Raw genomic sequence first — 15,057 nt, 5'->3', positions numbered from 1 at the left:
AGGTGGTACGGGCGGCCGGCCGTGCCCGGTTCGACCGGCGGCGATCGCGCCGGCCGGCGCGGTGACCAGCGCGATCACCCGATCGTCACACGCGGCTCGGCGACCGCTCGGCGCGCCACGCCGCGAGCAGCCCGCGCAGGGCCTCCTCGTACCGGACGACGTTCGCGGTCTTCACGTCCTCGTAGCCGCGGATCATGTCCGGCAGCTCCGCGATCCGGACGGCGAGGCCGTGCCGGCCCGCGTCCAGCTCCGCCACCAGCTCGTTCACGACGGCGACGTAGCCGGTGACGAGGCGGCGCTCGGCGCGGCGCTGCGCGGTGGCGCCGAACGGGTCGAGCGGGGTGCCGCGCAGCCGCCGCATGGCGCGCAGCGCGCGGAACGCCGGGCGGGCCGTCCGGCCGAGCGCGATCTTCCTGTCCACCCCGACGGCCCGCAGCAGCGGCGGGTGCAGCAGGTACCGCACGCCGGAGCCCGGCCCGAACCGCTCCTCGACCCGCCGCGCGAGGCCGGGGTCGAGGTGGAGGCGGGCGACCTCGTACTCGTCCTTGTAGGCCGTCAGCTTGTACAGGTTGCGCGCGACGGCCACCGCGAGCCCGTCGCCGCCGGCGGCCCGCTCGGCGCGGGCGACCCGCAGGACGACGCCGAGGTACCGCTCGGCGAGCGCGAGGTCCTGGTAGGCGGCGAGGTCGGGGACGCGGATCCGCAGGACGCGGGCCAGCTCGCCGTCCGCGCCGGACGCCTCCACCAGGCGCAGCGCCGCCGGCGCCGTCGCGTCCAGCGGCCTCGGCTCGGCCGCGGCCGGCTCGGCGGCAGGCTCGGCGGCCGGGTCCGGTTCGAGGACGAGCCGCCGCCCCGCCCGGAACGCCTGGACGTTCGCCTCCACCTGCACGCCGTTCAGCGCGAGCGCCTCCTCGATCGCCTTCGCCGACAGCGGCAGCAGCCCCGACTGGTACGCGGCGCCGACCACGACGAAGTTGGCCGTGGTCGTGCTCCCGAACCAGCGTTCGGCCAGCGCGAGCGCGTCGAGCGCGACGAGGCGCTCCGCCCGGGTCCGGCCGGCGATCCGCCGGACGAGCGACGCGCTCGGCGGCAGCGCCGCCGCCGTGTCCGTGATCATCCGCCCGGTGGGCACCTCGCTGGTGGACACGATCGCACTCGTCCGGCCGGGCGCGCAGCGGCGCAGGTTCGTCTCCGACGTCCCGGCGAGCGCGTCGAACACCAGGTAGGCGTCGGCGCCGCCCGCGCCGACCATGCCGGGGCGGTCCCGTTCGGCGTCCCCGATCCGCAGGTGCGACACGACCGCGCCGGCCTTCTGGCTCAGCCCGGTCTGGTCGAGCGCGCGGGCGTGCCGGCCGTCGATCAGCGCCGCCGTCGCGAGGACCTGGTTGACGGTGACGACGCCGGTGCCGCCGATGCCGACGAGCAGGACGTCCGCCGACTCGGGGCGGGTCTCGGGCTCGTCCAGCTCACCGATCTGCGGCAGTGACGGCCGCGCCTTCCCCTCGCCGGGGATGACGGTGAGGAACGAGGGGCAGTCGCCGTCCACGCACGAGTAGTCCTTGTTGCAGGACGTCTGGTTGATCTGCGTCTTGCGCCCGAACTCGGTCTCGACGGGCTCCACGCTGAGGCAGTTGGACTTCACGCCGCAGTCGCCGCAGCCCTCGCAGACCGACTCGTTGATCAGCACGCGGACCTGCGGGTCGGGGGCGAGGCCCCGCTTGCGCTTGCGCCGCGACTCGGCCGCGCACGCCTGGTCGTACAGCAGCACGGTCACGCCGGGGACGTCGCGCAGCTCCCGCTGGACGGCGTCCAGGTCGTCGCGGTGCCGGACCCGCACGCCGGGCGCCCAGTCCGTCCGGCGCGGGTAGCGGGACGGGTCGTCCGCCACCACGACGATCTTCGCGACGCCCTCGGCGTGCAGCATCCGGGTGACCGCGGCCGGGTCGGCGCCGCCGTCGGCGTCCTGCCCGCCGGTCATCGCGACGGCCGCGTTGTAGAGGAGCTTGAAGGTGATGTTCGCGCCGGCGGCGACGGCCTGCCGGACGGCGAGGCTGCCCGAGTGGAAGAACGTCCCGTCGCCGAGGTTCTGGAACATGTGCTGGGTGTCGCTGAACGGCGCCGCGCCGACCCACATGGCGCCCTCGCCGCCCATCTGGGTCGTGCCGATGCTGCGGTCCTGGAAGACCGTCATCACGTGGCAGCCGATGCCGCTCGCCGCGATCGAGCCGTCCGGGACGACCGTCGACCGGTTGTGCGGGCAGCCGGAGCAGAAGTACGGTGTGCGCGCCGCCGGGAGCAGGTCGATCCTGGGCTTGCGGGGCTGGAGCGCCGCGTCGCGCAGGTCGACGTGCTCCTCGCCGACCCGGTCCGCGAGGAGCCGGGCGAGGGACTTGGCGATGCGGTCGGCGTCCAGCCCCCCGTCCGCCGGGACGAGGACGCCGCCGGGCCCGTTCTTCCCGTACACGGCCGGACGCTCCGTCTCGTCGTAGAGGACGTCCCGGATCTGCGTCTCGATGAACGCGCGCTTCTCCTCCACCACGACGATCTCGCGGAGGCCGCGCGCGAACGCGCGCACCCGCCCCGCGTCCAGCGGATGGATCAGGGCGAGCCGCAGCAGCCGGACGCCGCGCCGCGCCAGCGCCGCGTCGTCCAGCCCGAGCCGGTCGAGGGCCTCGCGCAGTTCGAGGTAGGTGCGGCCGGCGGCGACGAGGCCGATGGCCGCGTCGGCGGCCCCTTCGATCCGGTCGAGCCCGTTCGCGGCGGCGTAGGCCGTCGCCGCCCGCAGCCGGCCTTCCAGGACCTCGGCTTCGAGCGAGGTCGTGTCCTTGAGGTCGACGCCCGGCCTGCGGGTCGGCTTCCACGGACGTCCGCGCCACGCGAACTCCGGAAGCACCGGGTCGGGCACCGGCGCGGCGGTGACGGTCTCGTGCGAGTCGGCCACATCGGTCACGACCTTGAAACCCGTCCAGGCCCCGCTGAACCGGGACATCTCGAACCCGTGGCGTCCCAGCCGCAGCAGATCGCCGACCGACGCCGGCGCCAGCACCGGCATGAACGCCTCCGCGAGCGCGCCCTCCGTCGCCGACGGCAGCGTGGACGACTTCGCGGACGGGTCGTCGCCCACCACGGCCAGCACCCCGCCCCGCTCGGACGTGCCGAGCCAGTTGGCGTGCTTGAAGGCGTCCAGCGACCGGTCGACCCCGGGCGCCTTGCCGTACCAGAGCCCGAACACGCCCTCGTACCGCGGTCCGGGCAGCTGCCCGACGAGCTGCGACCCGTAGACGGCGGTCGCCGCCAGCTCCTCGTTCACCCCGGGCACGAAGCGGATGCCGTTGCCCTCCAGCAGCTTCGCGTCCCGCATCAGCTGCTGGTCGAGCCCGCCGAGCGGCGACCCCCGGTACCCGGACACGAACCCGGCGGTCGTCCACCCGCGCCGGGCGTCCGCGCGCCGCTGGTCGAGCAGCAGCCGGACGAGCGCGTGGACGCCGCCGATCGCGATCCGGCCGCGCTCCAGCTCCAGGCGGTCGCGAAGCGGAGAGGAGGAAACGGTGGTGGTCATGCTTGCATTGAGCCCGGTTTGCTGAGCGGTGTGCAAGATGGTGGGAAGATACTTGAGCAGATTGCTCAAATCAGACTTGAGTCACCCGCCGGAGCTGAGCATTGTGACGCGCACCACTCTCCTCGACCTGCAGATCCTCCGCCGCCTCGTGGACCAGCCCCGGATCGGGGTCACGGAACTGGCCGCCAAGCTCGGCATCGCCCGCAACACCGCGCACGCCCGCGTCGAGCGGCTCGAACGCGAGGGCGTCATCGGCCACCGCGGCCGCGAGGTCGACCTCGGCGCCATCGGCTTCGAGCTGACGGCGTTCGTCACCCTCGAAGTCGCCCAGGGCCGCCTCCGCGAGGCCGCCGTCGCGCTCTCGGCGATCCCGCGCGTCCTGGAGGTCCTGGGCATCACCGGCCAGGGCGACCTCCTCGTCCGCGCGGTGGCCCCCAACGGCAAGCAGCTGCACGAGGTGATCGACTCGATCCTCGCCTGCCCCGGCGTCCGCCGCAGCACCACCTCGATCGTCCTGACCCATCAGGTCCCCTTCCGGCTGGGCCCGCTTCTGGAGGACGAGGAGAAGCGGGCCCGCGCCAAGGACCGCGAGCCGGGCGCCTAGACCGGGGCCGTCAGTGCGCGGCCAGCGCCTGGGCGACCTCCTGCGCCGCCGCGTACGCACCGCGCACGGCGTGCTTCCCGCTGAGCGGCTCGCGTTCGTCGGTCGCCCCGTACGTCACCCGGACCAGGACGTTGCCGTCACGGAAGACGACCTCCCCGGGGACGACTCCGGGGACCTGCACGGCGAACGCCTGGTCGCCGAGGCCGGTCACGGCGCGGAAGAACTTCCGGTCGCGGACGCTGAGCGTCTCCTCCGCGCGGGCGTCGTCGTGCCGCACCATGTACTCGCGGGTGGCGAGCCGGGCGCCGTCGAACAGGGCCGAGCCCGGCACGATCGCCGCGGAGACCTCGAGTTCGCGGTCCTTCGACGCCCACGAGCAGTTGCGGACCTGAGCGTCCTCGATCGCGAGGGCGCCGCCGCGCGAGGCGGACCGGACGGTGGCAGAGTCGCCCTCCACCAGCCGCTGCCGGGTCCGCTCGGACACGGCGGCGCACAGATCGGGGATCGTGCGGGCCGGCGTCGGCCCCGGCGCCGGCGCGATCGCGGGGTGCGCGGGCGTCCGCGCGCCGAGGCGGGCGACGACGTCGGACGCGGCGGCGAGCGCGCCGTCCCGTGCGGTCTCCTCCGGAAGCGGCCGGAAAAGGGATCGGTACTGGACGGAGACGTTCGCGTTCCCCACGCGCGTCACGATCGTCGCGCCGGTGGACGGGGAGACCTGCATGAGCGCCTCGTCGCCGAGGCCCGTCACCGCCCTGCCGGGCACGTCGGACCATTTCGGGCCCAGTGCCGCCATGGCCGCCGCGACGGGCGCCCGCCCGGTCTGCGGCGCCCCGGGCCGCAGCGCGGTGCCGGGGAACAGGGTGAAGCCGATGGACAGGTACCGCTCCGACTTCCGGTCGTCGCTTCTCGACGACCATGTGCACGTGCCCTCGCGGCCGTCCTTGCCCGTCCGCGCGCCGGGGACCAGGCGGTCGAGGGCGGCGGCCGAGAGCCCGCAGCCCTCCGGGTACGCCTCGGCGACCGGTCCCGCCGGCACCCGGTCGGGCCCGGCCGGCGGATCGGGCATCCGGTCGAGGCTTCCCGGCGACGGGAGCGCCTTCACCAGGACGATGCTGAGCACGAACACGACGACGGCGGCGAACAGGACGGCGCCGCCGGTTCCGGACGGCGATGCGGCGGACCGCGGCGAACCCGTCATGACCGCAACGACCTCTCCACCGCGACGGCGACCGTGTAGGCGCTGTCGACCAGCCGGCTCCCGCTCAAGGGCGTCTCCTCTTCGGCGCCCGAGTAGGACACCTCGACCAGCGCATTGCGTTTCTGGAAGACCACGTATCCCATGTCGCCGTCCGACGCACCGCTCGCGACCCGGGTGACCGCGAACGCCCGGTCGCCGGGCCCGGCCAGCGGCTTGAACCCGGTGAAGCGGTCGGATCCCGGGGTCTTGTCGGCGCGCAGGTTCTCGTAGACGCCCAGGTACCGGCGTGTCGTCGTGAAGGCCCCGAGCCCCGGCAGGCGGTCGTCCTCGACCGTGACCGCCACCGTGAGGGTGCGCGAGCTGCCCTCGTCCGAGTACGCGTACCGCGACGTCCGCGCCTTCCACGTGCAGGCGTCCGAGGACGTGCCCGGCCGTCCGAGGACGGGGAACAGGGTCGTGTTGCCGCGCTGCCGGTACGCGCCGCGCGCCACCCTGTCGACCGTGGCCGCCGGGACCGTGTCGCACGGCTTGGGGACGTGCCGCAGCGGCGGCGTGACCGGATGCTTCACCCGGCTCAGCACGGGCCGCGCCGCCGTGCCCATGCTCTTCGCCGTCTCGGCCGCCGCCGCGAAGGCGCCGTCCAGCGCGGTCTTCTCCGAGATCGCCCTGCGCTCGTCGCGCACGGCGTCCCAGCCGTGGTAGCGGATCGTCGCGACGGCGGTGCCTACCCGGAACCTGACGATCGCGCCCTCGGTCTCGGTCTCGGCCGAGTAGCGGGCGGTCGCCTCCTCGCCCAGCCCCTCCACGATCTCGGGCCGGGCGGAGCCCGGCGCGGCGCCGGGCGGCTCGTCCATCAGCCGCATCGCTTCGCCGGCCGGTGACTGGAGGCCGCTCCCGGCGAGCGCGATGTCGACGTTGAGGACGCGCTCGTTCCGGAAGTCGCCCGCGCAGAAGTCGCACTTCGCCTTGCCGTCGTCCAGGGAGTACCACATGCAGCTGCCCGGACCGCCCTGCCGGAAGACGCCGCCCTTCTCGGGGTCGGGGTCGGAGCCGGGCGCGAGCCTGGCGGCCGTGCCCTTCGACACCCCGCAGTCGTCGGGGATCTTCTGCACGGCGCGGACGGCGGGGACGGGGTCGGCGGTCCCGGGGGCGGCGATCAGGGGCCCGTCGGAGATCCCGCCCGGCCCGGATGACCGCGCCGCGACCACCGTGACCGCGACGCCCGCGACGAGCGCCAGCAGGATCGCGGCGATCGCGCCGCGCCGCCATTTGCGGTCCGTCCGCAACCGGTGCGCGAGACCGGTGGGTTCGGGATCGGGTTCGGGATCGGGCATGCGAACTCCAGGCCGGGGGGAATGCTGATCACCTTGGAGCGCGCCGGGGAGGCGCCGGTTCCGCACGGCGGCGTCCGTTTTCGGCCACGCCCCGTCCCCGGATCGTCAGAGGTGGTCCCGGACGCCCGCGGCTATCTCCAGGTCCTCGCGGGCCTCGATCACCAGGGTGCGGACGGACGCGTCCGCCGCCGTGACGTCGGTGTCGCCGTCCGCCTCGCCGTTGCGGCCGGGGTCGATGGACACGCCCAGGTAGGCGAGGTCCCCGGCCAGCCGCATGCGGACGGACGGGTCGTGCTCGCCGACGCCGCCCGTGAACACCAGCGCGTCCAGGCCGCCGAGGGACGCGGTCATCGCGGCGGCGCAGGCGCGGAGCCGGTGGTGGTACACGTCGAGGGCGGCGAGCGCGGGCGCGTCGCGTTCCCCGGCGAGTTCGCGGACGCGGCGCATGTCGCCGGTGCCGGCGAGGCCGCGCAGGCCGGAGTCGCGTTCCAGGGCCCGGTTGACGTCGGCGGGGTCGAGGCCGTGATCGATCAGCCACAGCGGGATGCCCGGGTCGATGCTGCCCGCCCGCGACGCCATGACCAGCCCCTCCAGCGGCGTGAAACCCATCGTCGTGTCGATCGAGCGGCCGTCCGCGACGGCGCACAGGGACGCGCCGGAGCCCAGGTGGCAGACCACCATCCGGCCCGGGACCGCGCCGAGCATGCCCGCCGCGCGGCGCGTGGCGTAGGAGAAGGAGAGGCCGTGGAAGCCGTAGCGGCGCAGGCCGTACCTCTCACGCCATGCGGCGGGGAGCGCGTAGGTCGCCGCCGCCGAGGGCAGCGTCGCGTGGAACGCCGTGTCGAAGCACGCGACCGCCGGGACGCCGGGCAGCGCCCCGGTGATCTCGGCGAGGGCGTGCAGCGACGCGGGCTGGTGCAGGGGGGCGAGGTCGGCCAGCTCGTGCAGGCGTTCGGTGACCGCGGCGTCGATCCGGACGGGCGCGGTGTAGTCGGTGCCGCCGTGGACGAACCGGATGCCGACCGCGTCCGGGCGCGGCATGCCCGCCACCACGTCCGCCATCTCGTGGCCCGCGCCGGAGTCCTGCGCGAGGAGCGTGTCGCCGGAGTCGAGCAGGCTCACCTTCAGGCTGCTCGACCCGGGATTGACCGTGAGGACGCGCATGGGTACGGCCCCCTCCCTAGTACGGCCAGGTCCAGTCGCTGATCTCCGGCGCGTCCTCGCCGTGCTCGCGCGTGTAGGCGCGCATGGAGAGCCGCAGATCGGCCATCCGCTGCCGGATGTGGGCGACGCGCCCGCCGAGGGACGGGACGCGGTCGATGACGTCCATCACCAGGTGGAAGCGGTCCAGGTCGTTCAGCATGACCATGTCGAACGGCGTGGTGGTCGTCCCCTCCTCCTTGTAGCCGCGGACGTGCAGGTGCGCGTGCCCGGTGCGCCGGTACGTCAGCCGGTGGATGAGGTACGGGTAGCCGTGGAAGGCGAAGATGACGGGCTTGTCGGTGGTGAACAGGGCGTCGTACTCGCGGTCCGGCAGGCCGTGCGGGTGCTCGCTGGGCGGTTGCAGCCGCATGAGGTCCACGACGTTCACCACCCGGACGCGCAGTTCGGGGAAGAGCCGGCGCAGCATGTCGACGGCGGCGAGCGTCTCCAGCGTCGGGATGTCGCCCGCGCAGGCCAGCACGACGTCGGGGTCCTCGCCGCCATCCGTGGACGCCCATTCCCAGATGCCGATGCCGCGCGTGCAGTGCGCGATCGCCTCGTCCATCGGCAGCCAGTTCAGCGCCGGCTGCTTCCCGGCGACGATCACGTTGACGTAGTCGCGGGACCGCAGGCAGTGGTCGCCGACGGACAGCAGCGTGTTCGCGTCCGGCGGCAGGTACACCCGGACGATCTCCGGCTTCTTGTTCAGGACGACGTCGAGGAAGCCGGGGTCCTGGTGGGTGAAGCCGTTGTGGTCCTGCCGCCACACGTGCGACGACAGCAGGTAGTTCAGCGACGCGACGGGCCGCCGCCACGGCAGGTGCCGGGTCACCTTCAGCCATTTCGCGTGCTGGTTGAACATGGCGTCGACGATGTGGACGAACGCCTCGTAGCTGTTGAACAGCCCGTGCCGCCCGGTGAGGAGGTAGCCCTCCAGCCACCCCTGGCACAGGTGCTCGCTCAGCACCTCCATGACCTGGCCGGACGGCGCCTGGTGCTCGTCGGTCGGCAGCAGTGAGCCGGTGAAGACGCGGTCGGTCGCCTGGAGCACGTCGCCGAGCCGGTTGGACGCCGTCTCGTCCGCGCCCATGATCCGGAAGTTGGACGGGTTGCCCCGGACGACGTCGCGCAGGAACGTGCCGAGCGTCCGGGTGGGTTCGGTGAGCGTCGTGCCGGGCTTGCCGACGGGGACGGCGTAGTCGCGGAAGTCGGGCAGGGCCAGCGGCTTCAGCAGCAGGCCGCCGTTCGCGTGCGGGTTGGCGCTCATCCGCCGCCCGCCCTCGGGCGCGAGGGCCCGCAGCGCCTCGGCCGGGCGTCCGTCCTCGTCGAACAGCTCGTCCGGGCGGTACGAGCGCAGCCACTCCTCGAGCTGCGCCAGGTGGCCGGGGTCGTCGCACACGCCCGCGAGCGGCACTTGGTGGGAGCGCCACGTGTTCTCGACCGGCAGCCCGTCCACCTCCTTCGGGCCCGTCCAGCCCTTCGGCGAGCGCAGGATGATCATCGGCCAGCGGCGCCGCTCGGACGTCCGCCCCTCCCGGGCGTCGCGCTGGATGCCGGCGATCTCGTCGAGCGCCTGGCCGAGCGCGGCGGCCATCCTGCGGTGCATCGACGCGGGCTCGTTCTCGCCCACCCTGCCGTTCGCGTCGGCTCCGCCGACGAGGAACGGCCGGTACCCGTAGCCGTCGAACAGCTGGACGAGTTCCTCCTCCGGGATCCGCGCGAGCACGGTCGGGTTCGCGATCTTGTAGCCGTTGAGGTGCAGGATCGGCAGGACGGCGCCGTCCTTCACCGGGTCGAGGAACTTGTTCGAGTGCCAGCTCGCCGCGAGCGGCCCGGTCTCCGCCTCGCCGTCCCCGACGATGCACGCGACGACCAGGTCCGGGTTGTCGAACGCCGCGCCGAACGCGTGCGCCAGCGAGTAGCCCAGCTCGCCGCCCTCGTGGATGGAGCCGGGCGTCTCCGGCGCCACGTGGGACGGGATGCCGCCGGGGAACGAGAACTGGCGGAACAGCCGCCGCATGCCCTCGGCGTCCTGCGACACGGCCGGGTACACCTCGCTGTAGGTGCCCTCCAGCCAGGCGTTCGCGACCGCCGCCGGGCCGCCGTGCCCCGGCCCCATGATGTAGATCATGTCGAGGTCGCGCGCCCGGATCGTCCGGTTGAGGTGGGCGTAGCAGAAGTTCAGGCCGGGCGTGGTGCCCCAGTGCCCGAGCAGCCGCGGCTTGATGTGCCGGCGCGAGAGCGGCTCCCGCAGCAGCGGGTTCGCCAGCAGGTAGATCTGCCCGACGGACAGGTAGTTGGCGGCCCTCCAGTACGCGTCGATCGCCCGTACCTCGTCATCGGACATCACGGACTCGGCCATGGCGCGTCCCCTCCGGTGTCGGTGCCGCCTCAGGGAGACCACGTCCCCAGCCTCGGCGCGGTCAACCGTCGCGGAAAGCCCATCACGGGGGCGATGGCGCGCCCAGTGCCGAAGGTCCCGGGACGCCCCCGGCGACCGGACGCGCAGGGCGGCCGGTGCCGGAGGCGCCGCATTCACGGGGCGCCGAGGCGCCGCATTCACGGGGCGCCGCGGCGCCGCGATCACGGGGTGCCGGAGGCGCCGCGATCACGAGCGCCGAGGCGCCGCGGCGACAGGGTGGACGTCGACCGGTTACAGAGGCGGAGTCCGGTACGGGCTCCGCCCCGCCCCCCAGCGAACCGGTGGGAGCGTCTCCACTGGGCGTGTTGAAGCCTGCCGCGTACCGGCGCGTAGGTTCACGGGTCCGGGGGTCCGGTCGGCCGACGGTAGCGCCCCCGCGACGAATGGCTCACGTACTGCGACCAAGTGGCGACGGAGTGCCACGAATGGAACGCCGACCTGCCCCGCGAATGCCCGGTGTGCTACGCAGAGCACTACGGCTGATCAAGGAGGATGCGGTATGGGCGGGTTCTTCACCGGACGGACGCTCGCGGACCTCGGGCACGGTCTGCGTTCCGGGAAGGAGACGGCGCAGGGGCTGGTCGCGCGTGCCCTGGAGTCGGTCGACCCCGGCCTGAACGCCTTCGTGGCCCTCGACCCGGAGGGCGCGGAGGCCGCCGCCAGGTGGGCGGACGAGGAGCGGGCGTCCGGCATCGACCGGGGTCCGCTGCACGGCGTCCCCGTCGCGGTGAAGGACATCATCGACGTCGCCGGCCTGCCGACCGGGATGGGGTCGGCGCACTTCGACGGGCATGTCGCCGAGGACGACGCCGTGTGCGTGGCCATGCTCCGGAACGCCGGCGCCGTGATCGTCGGGAAGACGGGCACGCAGGAGTTCGCGTTCGGCGGCACCGGCGACGTGTCGGCGAGCGGCCCGGTCCGCAACCCCCATGACCGGGAGCGGATGTCGGGCGGCTCCAGCAGCGGCAGCGCCGTCGCGGTCGCGGCGGGCATGGTCCCGCTCGCCCTCGGCACCGACACCGGCGGCTCGGTGCGCATCCCGTCCGCGTTCTGCGGGATCGCCGGGTTCAAGCCCGCGTACGGCGCCATCCCGGCGGGCGGCGTGTTCCCGCTGTCGCGCTCGCTCGACCATGTGGGCGTCCTCGCCGGGTCCGCCGCCGACTGCCGGACCGCCTACCGGGCGCTGACCGGCCCGGCGGAGGCCGCCCCCTCTCCCGCGGACACGGCCGCACCGCACGGCCGCGCCGCCTGGATCGAACCGGCGGCGGCCGACCCCGAGGTGGTGCGGACCGTCCGGGCCCTGTTCCCGGACGTTCCGGCCGAGCCGCTCGACTTCGCGGGCCTGCGCGAGGTGTTCATCGCGATCGAGTTCAGCGAGGCCTACGACGTGCACGCCGAACGGGTCGCGGACGCCCCCGGCCGGTACCTGCCGCCGACGCTCGGACGGCTGGAGGAGGCGGGCCGCATGCCGGGCTGGCGCCTCGTCCGGGCGCTGCGCGAGCGGGACCGGTACGCGCGCGAGGTCGCCGAACTGCTGGACCGCTACGACTACCTGGCGATGCCGACCATGCCGATCACCGCGCCGGAGATCGGCGCGACGGAGGTGGAGTCCGGCCCGCTGAAGGCGCTGCTCGTCAGCCTCACCTCGCCGTGGAACGTGCTGGGCCTGCCCGCGCTGACCGTCCCCGCCGGAATGGTCGGCGGCCTGCCCGTGGGCGCGCAGCTCATCACCCGGCGCGGCGCCGAGAGCACCCTGTTCGACGCCGCCGAACGCCTCGCCCCGACGGTCGCCTGACCCTCGGAAAGACCGGGCGCCGCCCCGGCCGACCACCATCGATGTCAATCGGTCATCGGACACCAGACCCTCGACATCCGTGCCGCGATCCGTGCCGCGTGCCGCCGACGCGTCGAACGCTCGGGGCGCTGATCAGAGGTAGAGGCCGAAGAACTCCTCCGGGTGCTCCAGGAGCGGCGGCAGGTCCTCGGCGGTGAGGGTGATCAGTTCCTGCCGGGTGGGCGGCTCGACCGTCTCGCCCTTCTCCGTCCCGCCGTGCTCCTTCCGGGCGCGGACGGCGGCGGACGCGACGCGGTCGGCCTGGTTGGCGACGGCGACGTCCAGCATGTTGCGCATCAGCCGGCCGTTGCCGAAGGACGCCCCGCGCGGCGCGCGGCGCAGCATCGTCGCGAGCACGTCGTCGGTGCCGGGCGCCAGCTCGAACCCGTCCGCGGCGGCGAGCTGCCCGAACACGGTGATCAGCTCGTCGTCGGTGTAGTCGGGGAAGTGGATCTGCTTGGGGAACCGCGAGTCCAGGCCGGGGTTGGCGGCGAGGAAGTCCGCCATCTCCTGCTGGTAGCCGGCCACGACCACGACGAGGTCGTCGCGGTGGTCCTCCATCAGCTTGACCAGCTCGGCGATCGCCTCGTGCCCGTAGTCGCCCTTCAGCGGCGACTGCGTCAGCGTGTACGCCTCGTCGATGAACAGGACGCCGCCGAGCGCCCGCTCGACCAGCCGGCGCGTGCGGGGCGCGGTCTGCCCGATGTACTCGCCGACGAGGTGGGCGCGGGACGCCTCGACCAGATGCCCGGACGACAGGACGCCGAGCCGCTTGTAGATGCGGCCGAGCAGCCGCGCCACCATCGTCTTGCCGGTGCCGGGGTTGCCGGTGAACACCATGTGCCGGGTCGGCGGGGTGATCCGCAGCCCGGACTCGCTGCGCAGCCGCGCCGCGTGCGTCCCGGCGACCAGCAGCGCGATCTCGTGCTTGACGGTGTCGAGGCCGGTGAGGTCGTGCAGCTCCTTCAGCGGGTTCCCGGCGGTCCGCGAGACGTCCAGCGCGGCGGGGAGGTCCTGCTTGCGGACGACGAGTTCGGCGTCCGGCCCGGCCTTGGCCCGCACCGCCGCGACGACCAGGTCGGCGAGATGCGGCGCGAGCCGCGCGTTGCGGAGCGTCTGCATCGGCGCGGCCGCCTCCAGCAGCGCGCCCGCCGCCGCGACGGCCTGCCGGGTGCCGCGGGCGCCGCGCGCGGTCAGCGCGCGGCGGAACAGCTCGGCGTGCCCGTGCTCGGTGAACGGCCGCGTCCGCGCGGTCCGGAACAGCTGCGGCAGGACGGGGTTGATCTCCCGGATCCGCTCCTCCCCGCCCGTGTCGCACAGCGCCACGACGTGCAGGTCGGGGTGGACGGCGAGGAGCCGGTGCAGCTCGGCGGCGAGGGCCTCCCCGTTGCCGGGGTCGGTGATGATCCCGTCCAGGCCCTCGATGACGAGCAGCCGGTCGCCGGCGCAGTCGCGGACGTCGGCGTGCAGCCGGGCGACGGCGTCCGGCAGCCGCTGCCCGGTGAACAGGTTGTCGGTGACCCAGTGCGGGTCGCGGCCGAGCGCGAGGGCCTTGCCCAGCTCCTGCGCGGCGTCGCGCTTGCCGGTGCCGTCCGGGCCCGCCAGCAGCAGCCGGACGGGTTCGCTGCCGCGGGTCAGCTCGTCCAGCGCGGCGGTCACCTCCGGCTGCTCGACCAGCGCGGTCGCGAGCTCGGGCCGGGCGGCGGCCCGTCCGCCCGCGCCCGCCGCGCCCGCCGCGGGGACGCTCCGCAGCGTCTCCGTCAGCGGGTTCACGACGCGGCGGCGCGGCGCGTACAGGCGGCGCAGGTCCGTCTGGAACTGGCCGACGGGGATCCACTCCGCCTTCGGGAACCACGGGTCGCCCGGCAGCCCCTGCACGATCGCGATGAACCGCATCGCCATGTCGAGCCAGCCGCGGCACGCGTCCGCGGCCCCCGCGACGAGCGCCCGGACCAGCCACGCCCGCGTCCGCTCCTGCCACGCGCCCGCCTTGAACCCGCTGCGCTCGGCGGCGAACCGCTGCTGGAGCTCGGCGTAGCGGTCCTCGCCCAGCGCGACCGCCAGCTCCGCCGGGACCTGGTCCATGCTTCCTTGCAAAAGCAGGTGGATCAGGTGGATCTCGATGCTCTCGTCGCGCGGCGCCGCGTCCGTCAGGTGCTCGTAGGACGCGAGCAGCCCCGCGCACACCCACTCCAGGTAGCCGACCGGCCCGAGCAGCTCCGGGACGGCGGTGACGATGTCGTCGCCGGCGTGCGCGTGCCAGTGCTCGCGCAGCTCCGCCTTCGGCAGGCCGGTCTCGCACTCGGGCGGGTCGTCGTAGAGGCGCAGCAGCGCCTTGCGGCGCTCCTCCAGCGGCTCGATGCCCTCCAGCACCGACAGGCAGTCGCGCGCCAGCTCGATCGCGAGCCCCCGGTCCGGCGCCTCGATCAGCCAGTCGACCGGCGGGCGCCACCGCCCGCCCGGCGCGTCCCACCGCGTCATCCGGGTGCTGAGCGGCCCCGGGTTGACCAGGTGCCGGTGCAGCAGCCGCTCGGGCAGCTGCGACCACGACCCCGCCTTGATCGCGCCGCCGCCCGGCAGGAACGCCAGCATGCCGAAGATCTCGGCCGTGACGAGCGACGCCGGCAGCGCCAGCAGCTTGTGCTCGTCGGTGGTCAGCTCCACGGCCCGCGGGTCGGCCGCCAGCCCGTCGATCCGCGCCGAGATCTCCTCGAACAGCCCGTCCGGCACGCGCCACGGGCCGTGCGAGTAGACGTCGAGCACCGGCTCGTCGGTGAGCAAAAGCTCCAGATGCTCTGGCAGCCGCAAAGAACACTCCCAAGGACAGTCAAAACCGGGGTACAGCCTATGTTTTCCGGGGCGCTGTCGGCCCGGCTGTCTCCCGGATACCTCGTATTGGATGT

8 protein-coding genes are annotated in these 15,057 nt (G+C 74.1%); 2 read left to right on the top strand and 6 right to left on the bottom strand.

Annotated features, from left to right (window positions below; translation table 11 throughout):
* Positions 1–85: 85 nt before the first annotated feature.
* Positions 86–3,559 carry an indolepyruvate ferredoxin oxidoreductase family protein gene (locus ACA511_RS34080; protein WP_375028815.1) on the bottom strand — a complete coding sequence of 1,158 codons (3,474 nt, stop codon included), beginning with the start codon at positions 3,557–3,559 and terminating at the stop codon, positions 86–88.
* Positions 3,560–3,662: 103 nt separating this feature from the next.
* Between ACA511_RS34080 and ACA511_RS34075 the strand changes: the two genes are divergently transcribed.
* On the top strand, positions 3,663–4,163 hold the full coding sequence (locus ACA511_RS34075; RefSeq protein WP_375028814.1) for an Lrp/AsnC family transcriptional regulator: 501 nt from the start codon (positions 3,663–3,665) through the stop codon (positions 4,161–4,163).
* Between the two features lie 10 nt (positions 4,164–4,173).
* Here the strand turns inward: ACA511_RS34075 and ACA511_RS34070 are convergent, their stop codons facing one another.
* From ACA511_RS34070 to ACA511_RS34055, 4 genes are all read right to left on the bottom strand, one after another.
* Positions 4,174–5,361 (bottom strand): hypothetical protein, encoded by a 1,188-nt coding sequence (locus tag ACA511_RS34070; RefSeq protein WP_375028813.1) that lies wholly within the window; start codon positions 5,359–5,361, stop codon positions 4,174–4,176.
* Positions 5,358–6,695, bottom strand: coding sequence for a hypothetical protein (locus ACA511_RS34065; protein WP_375028812.1), 1,338 nt, complete (start codon positions 6,693–6,695; stop codon positions 5,358–5,360). Before ACA511_RS34065 ends, ACA511_RS34070 begins: the two co-directional genes overlap by 4 nt.
* A gap of 105 nt (positions 6,696–6,800) precedes the next feature.
* The gene (locus ACA511_RS34060) at positions 6,801–7,859 is read right to left on the bottom strand and encodes an acetate/propionate family kinase (protein WP_375028811.1); all 1,059 of its coding nucleotides are present in this window, start codon (positions 7,857–7,859) and stop codon (positions 6,801–6,803) included.
* Positions 7,860–7,875: 16 nt separating this feature from the next.
* Positions 7,876–10,260 (bottom strand): phosphoketolase, encoded by a 2,385-nt coding sequence (locus tag ACA511_RS34055; RefSeq protein WP_375028810.1) that lies wholly within the window; start codon positions 10,258–10,260, stop codon positions 7,876–7,878.
* 559 nt (positions 10,261–10,819) lie between these two features.
* Between ACA511_RS34055 and ACA511_RS34050 the strand changes: the two genes are divergently transcribed.
* The gene (locus ACA511_RS34050; protein ID WP_375028809.1) at positions 10,820–12,115 is read left to right on the top strand and encodes an amidase; all 1,296 of its coding nucleotides are present in this window, start codon (positions 10,820–10,822) and stop codon (positions 12,113–12,115) included.
* Positions 12,116–12,247: 132 nt separating this feature from the next.
* On the opposite strand, the gene ACA511_RS34045 is transcribed toward ACA511_RS34050, so the two are convergent.
* The gene (locus ACA511_RS34045) at positions 12,248–14,962 is read right to left on the bottom strand and encodes an AAA family ATPase (RefSeq protein ID WP_375028808.1); all 2,715 of its coding nucleotides are present in this window, start codon (positions 14,960–14,962) and stop codon (positions 12,248–12,250) included.
* Positions 14,963–15,057: the final 95 nt, after the last annotated feature.

It is taken from the genome of Actinomadura sp. GTD37 (assembly GCF_041951365.1).
GTDB lineage: Bacteria > Actinomycetota > Actinomycetes > Streptosporangiales > Streptosporangiaceae > Spirillospora.
This window is presented reverse-complemented; position numbering and strand designations above follow the sequence as displayed.

Bases quoted from the DNA above. Each gene is read 5' to 3' on its own strand.
- ACA511_RS34060 (WP_375028811.1), bottom strand. From the start codon at position 7,859: ATGCGCGTCCTCACGGTCAATCCCGGGTCGAGCAGCCTGAAGGTGAGC.
- ACA511_RS34055 (WP_375028810.1), bottom strand. From the start codon at position 10,260: ATGGCCGAGTCCGTGATGTCCGATGACGAGGTACGGGCGATCGACGCG.
- ACA511_RS34080 (WP_375028815.1), bottom strand. From the start codon at position 3,559: ATGACCACCACCGTTTCCTCCTCTCCGCTTCGCGACCGCCTGGAGCTG.
- ACA511_RS34070 (WP_375028813.1), bottom strand. From the start codon at position 5,361: ATGACGGGTTCGCCGCGGTCCGCCGCATCGCCGTCCGGAACCGGCGGC.
- ACA511_RS34065 (WP_375028812.1), bottom strand. From the start codon at position 6,695: ATGCCCGATCCCGAACCCGATCCCGAACCCACCGGTCTCGCGCACCGG.
- ACA511_RS34050 (WP_375028809.1), top strand. From the start codon at position 10,820: ATGGGCGGGTTCTTCACCGGACGGACGCTCGCGGACCTCGGGCACGGT.